Genomic DNA, 16,347 nt, shown 5'->3' with positions numbered 1-16,347 from the left:
CCGTTCTGGACAGTGGGGCTATCGAGGGTTTTCCATGAGCGGATAAAATGAAAAGGATTATGAATGATGAAACGAATGGCACTCAATAGCATGCTCATGGCGATATCGGTTCTTCCGGTGTTTGGAAATGCGGAAAATCTGGATTCTTCAAATCCGTTAGAGCCGAAAATGGATTGGGAACGCCATTTGGCAAAGAGTGATCTTGTATGGACGAACGGTATCGGGGAACTCTGGGGAGAGAGCGCCTTCATTGCCAACGGCCTCACCGGAGCTTCGATCTACCGCATGCCCGGTGAGGACTGGATCCTGCGTTGGGAATTGGGGCGCACCGACGTCGCAGCCGAATATCACATTCCCGGCATCGACTGGTCGATCCCGCGTGTGCCGATCGGCAACATTGTGCTTAAGCCAGCCGGTACTGTGAAGAAGGCGGGTATGCGGCTTGATATCTGGCATGCCGAAGCGCGCGGCACCATAGAGACCGACCAGGGTTCCATCCAGTGGCGCTCTTTTATCGATCGCGATTCCAACGTGGTGGTAATCGACTCGAAAAGCTTTGATGGCGAAGCAGGCCTTGCTCTTGACCTCGCAGAGCAGTGGGCCATCAGTGGCCGTATACCGCACACCAAGACCGATCCAGCTACAATCGACCCCAAGCATCTTTCCCCGAAGCCCTACCGCAAAATGGTTGATGACGTCACTGTTGTGATTCAGCCGCTCACGCTGCATGGTGCGCATGCCACGGCCTTTGTGAATCTGCCGGGCAAGAATGGCGAAAACGTATTCCTGCTTTCCGTCGGCAAGGTCTACAATCCTGAATTGAATCAGGAGGACAACATTGCGCAGGCCATAAAACAGGCGATCGATGCAGTGAACGATGCGCGCATCAAAGGTATGGCCAAACTTGAAAAACGGCATCGCAGATGGTGGCACGATTATATGTCTCAGGCCTATGTTTCTCTGCCGAATGATCCTCGTTGGGAGAAGTTCTACTGGTTGCAGATCTACAAGTTTGGAGGGGCATCTCGTGCGGATGTTCCGATCATCACCGACAATATGGGGCCGTGGTTTACGCAGTGTGGCTGGCCGGGCACCTGGTGGAATCTCAATGTGCAGCTTTCCTATTATCCAACCTTCAGCGGAAACCGCATGGATGTCGGGCGCTCAATGATCACCGCCATGGACCATTTCTTTGGCGCCGGCCTGCTGGGCAGCAAAGATAATCCCTCCGCCATCACCCGCTCGCGCACATCGACCTACAATCTCCAGCGCAGCAACGGCACGACTTCCGAGCTTGGCGACCTGACCTGGGTGTTGCACAACTACTGGCGTTACTGGCGCTACAGCATGGACGAGCAGATTGCTCGGAACCTTTTCCCGATGCTTAAAGCCAATATGAACTATTATTTCCAGGTCTTGGAATTTGATGAGGACGGAACCATTCATCTGCCGTTGATGATTTCGCCCGAATACAACTTGTCGAAAGCCAAAGGCAGTCGCCCCGGCCTGCTGCGCGACACCAACTATTCGCACCAGCTTTTCCGCTGGGGGCTGCAAACCCTCATCGATCTGAATTGTGAACTGGGGCTGAATGATGCGGATGTGGATAAGTGGCATGATGCCCTTGATCACCTGATTCCTCTTCCGGTTGGCGAATATGGACTGAAAATCAGCGCCGACGAGGATTATAACTTTTCGCACCGCCACTATTCGCACCTGCTGGCACTCTATCCGCTGCACACCATTAATCCCGATCAGGGTTCCGAGGCAGGGGAGCTGTTCCGCAAGTCGGTCGAGCGCTGGCAAAGCATGCCTAGCGCGCTGGCGGCCTATTCCTATACCGGTTCGGCGGCCATGTTCGCCACGCTGGGCGACGGCAACCGTGCGCTTGAAAAACTCAATGGCATGCTCGGAGCGGTACTGGGAGCCGGTCTTCAGGGCATTGGCGATACCGCCGAAGGGTGGGGCAACAAAAAGGTGGGCATTATGTGGAATACCATGTATGCCGAAGGTGGTGGCCCCGTCATTGAAACGCCGCTGTCAGTTGTGGAAAGCATCGGCTACATGCGCATCCAAAGCTGGAATGGCGTCGTACGAGTTTTTCCGGCCATGCCCGATCGATGGGCGGACGCCGTCTACCGCAACCTACGCACCGAGGGGGCCTTCCTTGTTTCTGCCGAACGCAAGGATGGCAAAACAGAGTGGATCCGTATCGAGAGCCTCGCTGGTGAGCCGCTCGTGCTGCAGACCGACATGACAAAGTTCACTCCCGATCGCAAAATCGCCATCGAGTCTGTCGAAGGTCCGCGCGGACAGCCTCACTGGAAGATTGATTTGAGAAAGGGCGAAGCCGTTTTGCTGCGAGCCATGTAATTGTTAAGCAGGCTAAGGATGTAATGATGAGTGTTAAACCCAGAAAACGTTTTTTTGCGAACCACGCCAAGTCGAGCGCAGTGTTGGTTAGTCTGGCGGTGCACGCCGCATTGATCCTCGTGGCACTGTCTTTTGTGGCTGTCACGGTCATCACCAAAGATGAGCAGAAGTTTGAGGGCAAGCCGGTGAAACGGCCGAAAATGACGATGAAGAAACTTCAGGTTCCGGTCAATATCAAGAAAAAAAAGGTGCAGAAACCAAAGTTGCGTAAGCGAATTGTGGTTCAGCCAAAGATGAACCAGATGCCCGATATCAAGATGCCGGAAATCACAGGCGTCAAGGGGGGGCTGGGTTCGGTGGCTGGCGATGGTCTTGGCGGGGCCGGGGGCGTCGGTTTCAGCATGCCGGAGATCGAGCTTTTCGGAATCAAGAGCAAGGGAGAGAAGGTGTTCATCATCCTCGATGCATCCGGCGACATGATGGTCGATGAAATCGGCGGGATTCCGGCCTATGAAATTATTAAAGAAGAGTTGGTGCGGATTCTTGAGGGGTTGAATTCGACGGTTTTATTCAATATTGCGGTGTATGGCGGCGGCGACTACACCCTGTTCCTGAATCTTGTTCCAGCCAGTGCAGGGAACGTGGCTAAAGTGAAAAAATGGCTTGAACCGCTCAATGCGCTGACGAAGGACATGGGGGATAAGGACTACGGTCCGAAGACGCTGGGGCCTGGAGGCATCAGCATTCCGTGGGGGAATCAGATAGAGCCCTTGGAAAGCAGTATCGGATATTGGGCGCGTCCCATGGTTCGAGCGATGGAACAACAGGCTGATTCGGTCTTTGTGCTTTCCTGTTCATGGGGATTTCTGGCCTATAAAACAGATGACGCCGAGGTGTGGAGCGAATCAAAAATGACACGCTGGAAGGAAAAGGTTGAGCTGTCCAAAATAAAATTTAAAGAAGATAACGATTTGCGTCGGGAAAAGGGGGAACCGCCCCGGGTTCTTCCGAATAGCAATCAGGATAGGCATCGCGTGAGAATCTATTTTCCGAACGAGCCTCAACCTCCTCACCCTAAATTCATCACATACACCCCGAAAGAGGTGCTGGAAGCGTTCGACAACACGCGTAAGAAGTTTAAATCAAAGATTCCGACCACCAGTGGTCTAGGGAAGAGCAAGAAAAAAGAAAAGTACGCGATCAATGTCATTCATTTTGTGAAGACGGATGATAGCGATGGGGATGATGAGCGATTTAAAAAAATAACCACCCTTACCCGGGGCGGATACCGACGGATCCAGGGTATGGAAGCCATCGAAAGTTCGATCCAATAAGAACTTAACGGAAATGAAATACATGGCGAGAAAATCAACTGCAGGTTTAACGATGGTGCTCATGATGCTTGCCGTTCCGTTGTTGGCGACGGAATCGATGGACAACGCCCTGTTCAAGGGCACCAACCCGTTGGGCGATGCGATGGGCAAGCCCGTGTTTGCCAACCGCGTCTTTCAGCACGGATACCATTGCTGGGATCCTTCACTAATCAAAAAGGGCGACACCTACCACCTTTTTTACAGCCGCTGGAACATGGTGGAGGGGAAAGTAAATGACGTGACGCACTGGATGACGACGAGCGAGATTGTCCATGCCACATCAAAGAACATCCTCGGACCTTATACCAATGTGGAAAATCCGGCACTCACCGCCGAGGTCAATCACGACTGGTCGTTGCATAACCCTAAGATAACGCCTGAATACAATCCGGACGGCAGCATCAAGCGCTATATCCTCTATTTCATTAACGTGAGAAAAGGGGCTATTGCCGGAACGAGCTGGCTTTATTCCGACGATCTAGCGCCCGGCAGTTGGTACGGGCATCATGAGGAACTGGTTAAAGAGGCAAAGTTCAACAATCCCGCGCTCCTGTTTTATCCGGATGGCAGTGCGTATGGACTTTCAAAAGGCAAAGATCCCGCTTATCCAGGTACGCAGCGTCACCTGTTGGCTTATCGGGCGAAAGATTTTTCGGCCTATCCCGGCGAGCCGGAAAAGCGATGGGGCGCTCCGCTGCCGAACGGGCGCGGCACTATCAATCAGCTTCCCGGCGACGTGGATCATGAGGATGCCTGCCTGTGGGAGATGAATGGCCAGTACCACACCATCATGACCGATATGAGTGGGCGCGCTACCGGAGGGAAGAAAAAAGCGGTCATGCATTGGTTCACGGATGTAAAGTCAGGAACTGACTACCGGCTCTATTCCGATGTGCCGCTGGGCTATGTCGGCGACTCCGTAACGTTCGAGGAAGGCAACACCGAGCGCTACTACCGCATGGAACGCCCCTACGTCTATGTGAATTCAGAAACCGGCGAAGTGGAGGCCTTTTTGCTGGCCTGTATTCCGCGTGAGGGGTCGCAGTCGGTCCCTACCGAAGGCGCCGGCATCATTATCTGGCCGGTCGACGACTGGTCGCCGGAGGCTGAATGAAAATAGCGATTCATCATATTGTGCTGGCATCTGTTGCAGTGTGTTGCAGCGGGTTTGCCTGTGGAATCTTTGATCCGGTGCTGCTGGCTAACTTTAAGGAACCACAAAAACCGGATATTAACTGGACGCTGTTCATGGCCGAGCAGGATCTGGTTTGGGAAGGTGACGTCGGCGACGCATGGGGCGATGCGGCCTTTGTCGCCAACGGACTGACCGGAGCCTCGATCTACCGAAAGCCCGGCGACGAATGGATCCTGCAATGGGAGCTGGGCCGCACTGACGTGGCGGCCGAGTTCCACATTCCGAGCATCGACTGGTCGATCCCGCGCGTGCCGATCGGCAGCATCATTCTCAACCCAGTAGGAAAGGTTAAGAAGGCCAACATGCGGCTCGATATCTGGAACGCCGAGGCGCGCGGCCGGATCGATTCCGACAAAGGCCGCATCTACTGGCGCTCGTTTGTTGAACGTGAGTCCAACGTGATGGTGGTGGAATCGCGCGCCACCGGTGGCGAAAAGGGGCTGACGCTCGGCATGGCCGAACAGTGGGGCATCAGCCCGCGTATCATCACCACCCAAACCGATCCGGCCACGTTGCCGGCCGGCGAACTGCCGCCCAAGCCCCACCGTGAAATGCGCGGCGATGTGACGGTGATCATCCAGCCGCTCACTCAGCACGGTGCACACGCAACCGCCTTCGTGAATGTTCCCGGCGAAAAGGGGCGTAATACGTTTCTGCTGGCGGTCGGTAAGGCCTATGAACCCGAAAAACCGCAGGCTGAGAATATTGAGCTGGCGGTGAAAGAGGCGGTCGAGTCGGTCCAGCGTGCCCGCACCGAAGGAATCCCAGCCCTGGAAAAGCGGCACCGCGAATGGTGGCACAACTATATGCAACGCTCCTTTGTCGAGATCGAGGGCGACGATTTCTGGGAGCAGTTTTACTGGCTGCAAATCTATAAGTTCGGCGGGGCGGCCCGCCCGGAGCTGCCGATCATGATCGATAACATGGGGCCGTGGTTTACGCAGTGCGGCTGGCCGGGCACCTGGTGGAACCTCAATATTCAGCTCTCCAACCTACCCAGTTTTACGGCCAACCAACTGGAGCAGGGCAGTTATTTCACGCACATGATTGATGCCTATGATGCCAAAGGCACCTTCAACTCCGCAAACAATCCAGATGCAATCACTTGGACGCGCACTTCGACCTACAACATGATCCGGCGCGAGGGCGGCGATACCTACGAGCTGGGCAACTTTACCTGGGCGTTGCAGCACTACTGGCGTTTCTGGAAGTACAGCATGGATGAGGCGACGGGCCGAAAGCTGTTTGCGCTGCTGAAGAAAAACATCAACTATTACTTCGATGTGATGACCATCGATGCGGACGGCACCATTCATTTGCCTCCGCAGGTTTCTCCAGAATACAATTTCAAGGACGAGCCTGAAGTGCGCGGGTGGGCGATGAATCGTCCCGGCCTGCTGGCCGACACCAACTATTCACTCCAGCTTTTTCAGTGGGGACTGCAGACCCTGTTAGAGATGAATGAAAAGCTCGCGATGAACGACCCGGCTTCCAAGGATTGGAAAAGCACCCTTGAAAACCTTCGTCCACTGCCGGTAAACGAAAATGGTTTGATGGTCAGCGATACGCACGGTTTTGATATTTCGCACCGTCACTATTCACACCTGATGGCGCTCTATCCGTTGCATACCATTAATCCCGATCAGGGGGCGGAGGCCGAAGCCCTGTTCCGCAAGTCGGTCGAACGCTGGCTGAGTCTTCCCGATGTGTTGGCCGCCTATTCCTTCACCGGATCGGCGGCCATGTTCGCCACGCTGGGTGACGGCGAACGCGCACTGACACAACTCGACGGCATGGTGACCGCTCAGGGGCTGGGTATGGAGCCCGGCAAGCGCGCCATCAAACCCAACTCGATGTATGCCGAAGATGGCGGCCCGGTGATCGAAACGCCGCTTGCTGTGGTGGAGAGCATGAACTATATGTTCCTCCAGAGCTGGGGCGATGTGCTTCGTATCTTCCCCGCCATGCCCGACCGCTGGTCGGACGAGACGGTGTTCCATAAGCTGCGCACCGAAGGCGCTTTTCTTGTTTCCGCCGAATGGTCCGAAGGCATGACCCAATGGATTCTCATCGAAAGCCTCGCCGGAGAGCCGTGCATCATTCAGACTGATATGTCAGAATTCAAGTCTGACCTCGATATCGACATCCAACCATTGGAAGGCCCGCAGGGGAAAAAGCGCTGGACGTTTGATCTGAAAAAAGGCGATTGCATCCTGCTGAAACGGAAGAAGGATTGAAATGAACAAACGAACCCTGATGACACTTGCCGCCTTGGCGGCAGCCACGGTCGCATTAGGTGGTGCCAAATCCGCATCATCGCTGCCCAATATTATCTACATCCTTTGCGATGACCTCGGTTACGGCGACGTTGGCATTTGCAATCCCGACGGCAAGATTCCGACGCCGAACATGGATCGGCTCGGCCGCGAAGGAATGGTCTTCACCGATGCGCATTCTGGCTCCGCCGTCTGCACCCCGACGCGCTACGGCGTGTTGACCGGCCGCTATGCCTGGCGTACCCGCATGAAGAGTGGGGTGCTCAGCGGCTATTCAAACCACCTGATTGAAGAAGGGCGCATGACCGTCGCCTCGCTGTTGAAGGAAAACGGCTACCACACCGCATACATCGGCAAGTGGCACCTCGGCTGGGATTGGGTCAAGACCGGCGATGCGGAACCAGGCAAGGGGCTGGGCCGCATTACGCCGGTGGACTACACCCAACCGATCCAAAACGGCCCGAAGGAAAATGGATTTATCTATTCCTTCGGTCACTGCGCCTCTCTCGATATTCCTCCCTACGTTTATGTTGAAAACGGCATGCCGACCGCCGTACCCGATCGCGAAACCTTTGCTGATAAGAAAGAGGTGAAGAACGGCTGGTGGCGCAAGGGTCCGACCGCGCCCGATTTCGATCACTGGGACGTGCTGCCCAACTTTACGCGTCGTGCGGTCAAGTATGTCGAGCAACAGGCCAGGACGGATAAACCGTTCTTCCTCTACCTGCCATACTCTTCGCCGCACACCCCGGTTCTGCCGACCTCAGAATACAAGGGCAAGAGCGGCATCGATAGCGCCTATGCCGACTTTACGTATATGAACGATGACTGCATCGGCCAGGTGATGAAGGCCGTCGAAAAGGCGGGTATTGCCGACAATACCATCATTATTGTCACTAGCGACAATGGATGCTCGCCGGAAGCAGATTTTGAAGAACTCAAAATGCAGGGCCATAACCCCAGCGCCATCTACCGCGGACACAAGGCCGATATTTTCGAGGGGGGCCACCGTGTTCCGTTCATCGTCCGCTGGCCAGCCAAGGTCAAGGCCGGAACGGTCTGCACGGATACCACCTGCCTGACGGATATGTTGGCCACCTGTGCTGAAATTGTCGGTGCGAAGCTTCCGGCCGATGCCGGAGAAGATTCGGTCAGCATGCTGCCTAATCTGCTCGGCACGGCGACAGGGTCATTGCGCGAAGCGACGGTTCATCATTCCGTCAATGGCACCTTTGCCATCCGTCAGGGAAAATGGAAGCTGATTGACGCGCCGCACTCCGGGGGATGGAGCACGCCGCGCCCGGGCAAGGACAAAGAGCTCTACAAGGATCTTCCGCTGGTTCAGCTTTACGACATGGAATCCGATCCCGGCGAAACCATCAATGTTCAGGATCAACACCCGGAAGTTGTCGATCGGCTGAAGGCCCTGCTTGAAAAATATAAAAACGACGGTCGCAGTATCTGCGCGGACTGAAGCGCTGACCGGTCGATTTGAAATAGAGCGAAGGCATTCTGCAGAAACGGGAACAATATTTCCCCGAAAGCGAAGCGATAGATAATTTTTCTGAAAGAAAAATAGCGACCAATAGGAGCGGTTCATGGTTGAAATATTCGGTAAACAGAAAAAATGGATGTGGGCCGTAGTTGCTTTGGCGATGTCTGCCTTGCCAGGTATGGCGGGGAAACCGAATGTGGTTTTTTTTCTCGTTGATGATTTGGGGATTAAGGATCTGGCTTGCTATGGCATCGATTTTCATGAGTCACCGAATATCGACCGTCTGTCGAGGGAGGGCATGCGCTTTACCAATGCCTATGCTACGCATCCGGTCTGCGGGCCGTCACGCGCGGCCATCATGACCGGTCGTTTTCCGGCTCGTTTGGGTGTGACGGGCGTCGGCGGAAGAATTCCGGAAGGCAATACTATCTGGCCGAACGTCCTGAAAGATGCGGGTTATACCACCTGGTTCGGCGGAAAGTGGCATCTAGGCAATGCGGACAGCGTGACGGCCAACGGTTTTGACTACAACATTACCGGCTGCAACCGTGGCCAGCCGGCGGACTTTTATTTCCCTTATAAAGGGGTGCCCGTCAGCCATAATGTAACCGGGCTGGAGGACGGGAAGCCCGGAGATTACCTGACCGATGCGCTGACCGACAAAGCACTTTCCTTTCTGGATAAGCATGGGCATGAGCCGTTCCTTCTCTATTTTTCCTACTACAACGTCCATAAGCCGGCTAATCCGCTCGGGTACAAAAAGGGTGATCTCAAACGCTACGTGCAGGGCAAGAAGGAACACAACGCCTACTTCGAGAAGAAGCTGGCCACCATGGACGGCTCCAACCGGGCGTTGCAGGATGAGGCTTATGCCGGTAAATCCGTTCCGATGGCCACGAAGCAGCGTGAACCGGAATTTGCCTCGCAGATCATGGCCGTGGACGACAGTGTCGGGCAAGTGCTGGCCAAGCTCGATGAGCTGGGCGTGGCAGAGCATACGATTGTCATTTTTACGTCCGACCAGGGCAGCATGGCCACCTCGAAAATTGCGGTCAGCTCGCAGTTGCCATACCGCTTCGGCAAGGGCTTCCTCTACGAGGGCGGCATCCGTGTGCCGCTTATGATCAAATGGCCCGGAAGGGTTGAACCGGATACGCTGAACGACACGATAACGGTAAATACCGACATCTACCCAACCGTGCTCGATATGCTCGGCATGGAATTGTTTCCAAAACAGCATGTGGATGGCGTTTCTATAATGCCGGCTTTGAAGAGCGGAACCGTGCCGTTTGACCGCACGCTTTACTGGGCTTTCCCGTCCAACCACAGTTTGGGACATAAGGCCTCGGTGGCCATGAGGCAGGGGGCGTATAAGTTGATTTATTGGCCGAAAGACAATCTGCGGGCTGTTTATAATGTTGAAGACGATGTCTCCGAACGGAATGACTTGAGCCTGACCAATCCGGAATTAACGGAGCAGCTAATGAATCAATTAAAGATGTGGGATCCGATAAAGCCAATTTTGAAAAACCAGAAATGAACAGGGACTACCATGAAGAAACTAATTATAGTTGCCATTACCTCTGCCATACTGCTTCCAATGCTTGGAAGCGCCAATGTGAAGCTGCCTGATTATCTCAAGGGCGATGCGTATGAAGAACCGGAGTTCGCTACGGGAGCCAGTATCCCGAAAATTGCAGAAGAGGCCTTGAAGACGCGCGACGAGCGACTTCAGTGGTGGGTGGATGGCCGCTTTGGCTGCTTTATCCACTGGGGTGTTTATGCTCAGCTCGGCGGTGTGTGGCAGGGCGAAAAAGTGCACGGCTATTCCGAGCACATCCAGCGCAAGGGCAAGATTGACCAGGCCACCTATGCCGCAGAATGCGCCTCAAAATTTAACCCCGTTGATTTTAATGCGGAAGAGTGGGTCAAGCTGATCAAGGCGGCGGGCATGCGCTATTTGGTCATCACCGCCAAGCACCACGATGGTTTTGCGATGTACGACTCGCAGGTGTCGGACTGGAACATCATGAAGGCGACGCCGTTTGGTCGCGATCCGATGGCCGAACTCAAGGCCGCCTGCGTGAAGTACGACATTAAATTCGGTTTCTACTATTCGCATGCCTTCGACTGGGGCGAGCCCGATGGCCCCGGCAACGACTGGGAATTCAACAACCCCGGCGGCGACAAAAATCTGGGGGGTCGCAACTGGTGGGACGATCCGGTGATGGGCAAGGAGCTGCCGCGCATTCGCGAAAACTATGTGAACAAAAAGTCGATCCCGCAAGTAATCGAGCTGCTTACAAAATATGATCCCGATATCATGTGGTTCGATACCCCGCACAAACTGCCGAATTCGGAAAACTGGCGGATCTACAGAGCCTTGCGTGAAACCGATGCGGAAGTAGTGGTGAATGGCCGCATGATCTATGGCGGCGGCGACTACACGACTACGTGCGACAAACCCAAGGAAATTAAACCGACCAACGAGAAGTATTGGGAAGCCATTCCTACCACGAACGAGTCGTATGGCTACCACTCGGAAGACGACAGCCATAAACCGGCCTCCGAGTTAATCCAGTTGCTGATCAAGGCCGTGGCTCGCGGCGGCAATATTCTGATGAACCTCGGCCCCCGCGCAGACGGAAAAATCGACGATCCCGATGTGGCCATCCTCAAGGAGTTTTCCGACTGGATGGCGGTGGCTTCCGAGTCGATTCACGGCGCAGGTAAATCCGGCCTTCCGGTACAGGCCTGGGGCGAATCGACCCGCAAGGGCGATACCGTCTACCTTCAGGTGTTCGATTGGCCGAAAAATGGAAAACTGCTCGTGGGCGGCCTGAAAAGCGACCCCGTTTCCATCCGCATCCTCGGCGCGGAGCAGGCCCCGATTTCCTCCAAACGAATCAATGAAACCACGCTTGAGCTGGGTGTTCCGGCCACGCCGGTGTCGAAAGTATCCACCGTGGTGGCGATTACGTTCAAAAGCGATGCCCAAACCTCGGAAGCGCGTTTGCTCGATTCAGAGCTAAGATCGACGCTTTCTGTGTTTGACGGCAAGATCGAAGGAAGCAAACTCAAGTATGGTTCAGGAGCAAAAGGGTATGGGAACCGGCGCAGCGACTGCCTGTTGAACTGGTCTAAGGAAACAGACCGGGTTGAGTGGAGTGTTTATGCCAACGAACCAGTCACCTATGAAGTAACCGCCGTCTACCATGGCAACACGGATGGCAATACCATGGCAATCGCCCTCGATGGCAACGAGTTGACGGCAAAGGTCGAGCCCGGCGAAGATAAAACGGCGGTGCTCGGTACATTCAGTGTGGAGCCTGGAGTTCATGCCATTACGTGGAAAGCGTCGGGTGTAATGAACGGAGAACTGGCGCGTCCGTGCGCATTGATCTTCCAACCTTTGCAACGTTAACGATTGAAAAGGAATCTTATGGAAAAAACATTCATTAAAAATGCGGTCGCACTGGGCACGGTGCTGTTTTGCAGTTCCATGGCATTGGCCGCAGAAGAAAAACCGAACATTCTCTTTATCTTTGCGGATGACCACAGCTACGAAGCGATCCGCGCTTTCGGGTATCTGGATATCGACACGCCGAATCTGGACAAACTGGTTAACCGCGGTGCGAGCTTTACGCATGCCTACAACATGGGGGCTTGGCACGGCGCCGTCTGCGTGGCCAGCCGCACCATGCTCACCACTGGTCGTTCGGTCTGGAACGCGGGTATGCTGGAGCAGAATATTGGTCAGGAAGTGAAGCAGGATCATATGTGGGCGCAGCAGATGAAGCACGCGGGCTACAAGACCTACTTTTCGGGCAAGTGGCACGTGAAGGTCAAACCGGAAGATTATTTCGACGTGGTCAAGGATCGCAGAGGAGGTATGCTGCCCTCAACTCCGATGGGTGGTGCCGCCTACAACCGTCCCAAGGATGAAGCCGACTATGAAGCCGGCTGGAAGCCGTGGGACACTACCCAGAAAGGCTACTGGGGCAAGGACGGTAAACACGCCAGCGAGCTGGTGGGTGACAACGGCGTTGCATTTTTGGAGCAGGCCGCCAAGGAAGACCAACCGTTCTTTATGCACCTCGCTTTTAATGCTCCACACGATCCCCGGCAATCACCGAAGGAATATGTGGACATGTATCCACTCGACCGCATAAAGATTCCCGAGAACTATTTGACGGAATATCCATATAAGGACGACATCGGTTGTTCCAAGGGTCTGCGCGATGAAGCACTCGCGCCATTTCCTCGCACCGAATATGCAGTGAAGGTCAACCGCCAGGAGTATTTTGCGATCATCACGCACATGGATTATCAGATCGGGCGTATTCTCGACGCACTCGAAAAGAGCGGCAAGGCCGACAATACCTACATCTTCTTTACGGCCGATCATGGCCTTGCCTGCGGTCGCCACGGGTTGATCGGCAAGCAGAACATGTATGACCACAGCGTGCGCGCGCCGTTCCTTGCCGTAGGGCCGGGGATCAAGCCGGGGTCAAAGGTTGAAACATCGATCTATCTGCAGGACGTGATGCCCACCACGCTGGAATTGGCCGGCGCCCCTGTTCCGGATTTTGTCGAGTTCAAGAGTTTGAAGCCTCTGTTGGCGGGTGAGAATAAACACTATCCGGCCATCTACGGTTCCTATCAGAACCAGCAACGAATGGTCACCCAAGATGATTGGAAACTAATCTATTATCCGTCGATCAAGAAGACACGACTCTACAACCTCAAGGCCGATCCATTCGAAAAGGCCGATCTTGCGGGCAACCCGGAATATGCAAACAAGATTTCCGAGTTGGAAAAGACGATGGCTCAACTGCAGAAGCAGTATAACGATCCGCTTGACTTCGGAAATCCGAAGGAATCCTGGAATGCCTACCGCGAAGCGGCCGGCATGAATAAGAAGAAAAAGAACACGACGACTAAGAAAACGCATTAGTGTTTTGGAGATTGAAAAGATGAGACGATTAATTTTGCTAGCGGGCTTTGCGTTTGTACTGCAGGCGGTCGGAGACGGTGCATTCGACGGCGATCCGGAGGGGCCTCGCTGTAATCTACTCAAGGAAGCGATGGGACGGCCACTGGTGAATGGAGGGTTTCAGCGCGAAGGCTTCCACTTATGGGATCCGTCGATTATCAAGGTGGGCGACACCTATCATATGTTTGCCTCCTGCTGGCCGAACGATGATTTCCAGAAGTGGAAGCAGAGCTATGTGGTGCGCGCCGTTTCTGAAAACCTGTTCGGCCCTTACACCTATGTCGAAGACGTGCTGCTTCCAAGGCCTGGAAAGTTTTTCGATAGCCAAGGGTGCCATAATCCGAAAATCACCTTTCACAATGGAAAGTATTATCTCTACCACCTCGGCATTCCCGCTTGGAAGAGTGGGGTGGCGGTGAGTGATTCGGTGGAAGGGCCCTGGGAGCGGCGCGACGACTGGTGCATCCCTGCCAATAATCCGGCGATCTGGATTCATGAAGATGGTTCGGTCTATGGCGTTGGCAAGGTGAAGGTGCCGAATCCGAAATATGATGGCAGCAAGGAGTTCAATCACCAGTTTCACCATCTGCAGGCGATCAAGGCCGACTCGATCTTCGGCCCCTACACCCAACTGCACGCAAAGGGCGAAAATGCGCTGCCGGAAAATTACGAAAATGAAGATCCCTGTATCTGGTACGACGGCACTCGCTACCATGTGTTGGTGACCGATCTGCACGGCTATGCCACCGGGGATGATCGCGGCTTTGTCTACTACACTTCGGAAGATGGGTTGAAGTATGAGCTGGTCTCAACGGAAACCCTCTTTTCCAGAAACCAGCCGATCCGCTTCGCCGACGGCAGTGAATTTAAGTTTGCCCGCATCGAGCGTCCGAATGTGGTGCTCAACGAAAAGGGTGAAGTCATTGCCGTGCTGGCAGCCTGTCTTCCGCCGAAAAACGAGCAGGGCTCGCGCATCCTTGTTTTCCCGGTGAACAATTTTTCAGCTGCGCGATAGGAACTTAATGAACGACGTGCGATATTTGCTGTTGATCGTCTTGCTCCTTCCGGCACTCAGCCCGGCAGGGAGCCCTTCGGCGCTGTGGGGGCGGCGGGGCGAGCTCTGGCGACCGGACAGCCGGTTGCCTTTTTTCGGGTATGCCGGCTACCACTGTGGCGATGATCCGATTCCGGATATAAAGCCGACGGCGAATGTTGCTGATTATGGCGCGCAGGCAGATGACGAGATCGGCGATTCCGACGCCATTCAGACCGCCATCGATGCGACGGAAAAAGGAGCGGTTCTCATTCCGGCGGGACGCTTCATTCTCGACAAGCCGATCACCATCAAAAGATCAAACGTGGTGCTGCGCGGCGCCGGGCCACGCAAAACGATTCTGTACGTTCCTCGTTCGCTACAGGAACTGGATCCAAAGGAGAGCAACGCCGACGGTGGCGAAAAGCTGGCCTATTCCTTTGGCGGCGCATTTCTTTCGATCGAAGGGAAGCGGCCGAAAGAGCACGGCGTTGCCGTGGTGGAAACGGCAACGCGAGGGGATGCCTGCCTTCAGCTTGAAAGCGCCAAGGGCATGGAACGCGGCTCATGGGTTCAGCTCAACATGAAGATGAACGAAGAACTCGGTCGTCATGTGCACGCTGGGTGTTGCGACGCGGGCGAGGGGACGATGGGCTTTGTCGTCTCAACGGTCGCGCAGGTGAAGTCGGTGGACAAAAAGAGCATAAAGCTGGATCGCCCCCTGCGATTGGATGTGCGACCCGAGTGGAAGCCGACGGTCAGCCTTTTTGAACCAAGCATCGAGGAGGTCGGACTGGAAAACTTTACCATCCAGATGGCCGGAAAGCCCAAAAAGAAGCATTTGCTCGAAGAGGGATTCAATGCCATTCAGTTCAATGCTGCCGTCAACTGTTGGGTCCGCCGCGTCGAGATCATCGATGCCGACCTAGGCATCAAACTCGATAACCGCTCGCGCTTTTGTCAGGTTGAACGCGTATTGATCCGGCATGAAAAACGCGATCTTGCGGATGGTCCGACCGGTCATCACGCTATCTGGCTGTCGGGCGTTACGCAGGGCTGTCTGATTTCTAATTTTCATATCGAAACAGAATATGTACACGACCTGACCTACGAAGGGTTGGCTCACGGAAATGTGATTCGGCGCGGCAAGGGGGGCCGCCTTAACTTTGACCACCACCGCAACGCCCCCTTCGAAAACCTTTTTACGGATATCGATGTCGGCAATCCCGACCGACTGTGGGATTCAAGTGGATCCGGTCACCGCGGTCCGCATTCGGCAGCGCGTTCCACAGTCTGGAACATCCGTTATTCCGGCGGAGAACCCATGGTCCCGAAGAAAGGCCATTTCCCGCAACTAAACATGATCGGTATTAAGGGTGCCGAAAAAAAAGATTTTGACGACTGGTGGGTTGAACCACTCGGAGGAGCTGTTGATCCACCCGACCTCTATGAAGCGCAACTTAAACGCCTCGGAAAATAATAATTTAAAACACTGTCATCCCATAGAGGACGCTAACGGAGTGTCAGCTCCCGTTTTTGTTAAGGTTTCTGATGTTTAGTTTATTTAGTCGATTCCGATTTTTTGTTGAAGAGTAATGATGATTCC

10 protein-coding genes are annotated in these 16,347 nt (G+C 54.4%); all 10 read left to right on the top strand.

The genetic code is table 11. The annotated features are described in order from the left end of the window. Positions 1 to 63 precede the first annotated feature (63 nt). The 10 genes from SCARR_RS03585 (at position 64) to SCARR_RS03540 (ending at position 16,221) form a co-directional block, all read left to right on the top strand. A complete protein-coding gene (locus SCARR_RS03585; RefSeq protein ID WP_136060146.1) occupies positions 64 to 2,373 on the top strand; it encodes a glycosyl hydrolase family 95 catalytic domain-containing protein in 2,310 nt (769 codons plus the stop codon). Positions 2,374 to 2,396: 23 nt separating this feature from the next. Next, complete coding sequence (locus SCARR_RS03580) at positions 2,397 to 3,707, top strand: vWA domain-containing protein (RefSeq protein WP_136060145.1); 1,311 nt, start codon at positions 2,397 to 2,399, stop codon at positions 3,705 to 3,707. A gap of 22 nt (positions 3,708 to 3,729) precedes the next feature. Beyond that, entirely contained in the window at positions 3,730 to 4,860 is a 1,131-nt protein-coding gene (locus tag SCARR_RS03575; protein WP_136060144.1) for a glycoside hydrolase family protein, read from the top strand. Beyond that, a complete protein-coding gene (locus SCARR_RS03570; RefSeq protein WP_136060143.1) occupies positions 4,857 to 7,178 on the top strand; it encodes a glycosyl hydrolase family 95 catalytic domain-containing protein in 2,322 nt (773 codons plus the stop codon). Before SCARR_RS03575 ends, SCARR_RS03570 begins: the two co-directional genes overlap by 4 nt. Position 7,179: 1 nt before the next feature. Next, a complete protein-coding gene (locus SCARR_RS03565) occupies positions 7,180 to 8,691 on the top strand; it encodes a sulfatase family protein (protein ID WP_168432969.1) in 1,512 nt (503 codons plus the stop codon). Between the two features lie 124 nt (positions 8,692 to 8,815). Beyond that, on the top strand, positions 8,816 to 10,252 hold the full coding sequence (locus SCARR_RS03560; RefSeq protein WP_136060142.1) for a sulfatase: 1,437 nt from the start codon (positions 8,816 to 8,818) through the stop codon (positions 10,250 to 10,252). A gap of 12 nt (positions 10,253 to 10,264) precedes the next feature. Further along, positions 10,265 to 12,136, top strand: coding sequence for an alpha-L-fucosidase (locus SCARR_RS03555; RefSeq protein WP_136060141.1), 1,872 nt, complete (start codon positions 10,265 to 10,267; stop codon positions 12,134 to 12,136). An 18-nt stretch (positions 12,137 to 12,154) separates the two neighbouring features. Then, a complete protein-coding gene (locus tag SCARR_RS03550) occupies positions 12,155 to 13,669 on the top strand; it encodes a sulfatase-like hydrolase/transferase (RefSeq protein ID WP_136060140.1) in 1,515 nt (504 codons plus the stop codon). Positions 13,670 to 13,688: 19 nt separating this feature from the next. Further along, positions 13,689 to 14,723 (top strand): glycoside hydrolase family protein, encoded by a 1,035-nt coding sequence (locus SCARR_RS03545; RefSeq protein ID WP_136060139.1) that lies wholly within the window; start codon positions 13,689 to 13,691, stop codon positions 14,721 to 14,723. Positions 14,724 to 14,730: 7 nt separating this feature from the next. Continuing rightward, positions 14,731 to 16,221 carry a glycosyl hydrolase family 28-related protein gene (locus SCARR_RS03540; RefSeq protein ID WP_136060138.1) on the top strand — a complete coding sequence of 497 codons (1,491 nt, stop codon included), beginning with the start codon at positions 14,731 to 14,733 and terminating at the stop codon, positions 16,219 to 16,221. The last annotated feature ends 126 nt before the right edge of the window (positions 16,222 to 16,347 follow it).

The organism is Pontiella sulfatireligans (assembly GCF_900890705.1).
Classification (GTDB): domain Bacteria; phylum Verrucomicrobiota; class Kiritimatiellia; order Kiritimatiellales; family Pontiellaceae; genus Pontiella; species Pontiella sulfatireligans.
Note: the sequence above shows the minus strand (reverse complement) of the source record. Positions and strands in the feature narration are given on the sequence as shown.

Coding starts and splice junctions, on each gene's coding strand:
- SCARR_RS03585 (WP_136060146.1), top strand. CDS start 64: ATGATGAAACGAATGGCACTCAATAGCATGCTCATGGCGATATCGGTT.
- SCARR_RS03580 (WP_136060145.1), top strand. CDS start 2,397: ATGATGAGTGTTAAACCCAGAAAACGTTTTTTTGCGAACCACGCCAAG.
- SCARR_RS03575 (WP_136060144.1), top strand. CDS start 3,730: ATGGCGAGAAAATCAACTGCAGGTTTAACGATGGTGCTCATGATGCTT.
- SCARR_RS03570 (WP_136060143.1), top strand. CDS start 4,857: ATGAAAATAGCGATTCATCATATTGTGCTGGCATCTGTTGCAGTGTGT.
- SCARR_RS03565 (WP_168432969.1), top strand. CDS start 7,180: ATGAACAAACGAACCCTGATGACACTTGCCGCCTTGGCGGCAGCCACG.
- SCARR_RS03560 (WP_136060142.1), top strand. CDS start 8,816: ATGGTTGAAATATTCGGTAAACAGAAAAAATGGATGTGGGCCGTAGTT.
- SCARR_RS03555 (WP_136060141.1), top strand. CDS start 10,265: ATGAAGAAACTAATTATAGTTGCCATTACCTCTGCCATACTGCTTCCA.
- SCARR_RS03550 (WP_136060140.1), top strand. CDS start 12,155: ATGGAAAAAACATTCATTAAAAATGCGGTCGCACTGGGCACGGTGCTG.
- SCARR_RS03545 (WP_136060139.1), top strand. CDS start 13,689: ATGAGACGATTAATTTTGCTAGCGGGCTTTGCGTTTGTACTGCAGGCG.
- SCARR_RS03540 (WP_136060138.1), top strand. CDS start 14,731: ATGAACGACGTGCGATATTTGCTGTTGATCGTCTTGCTCCTTCCGGCA.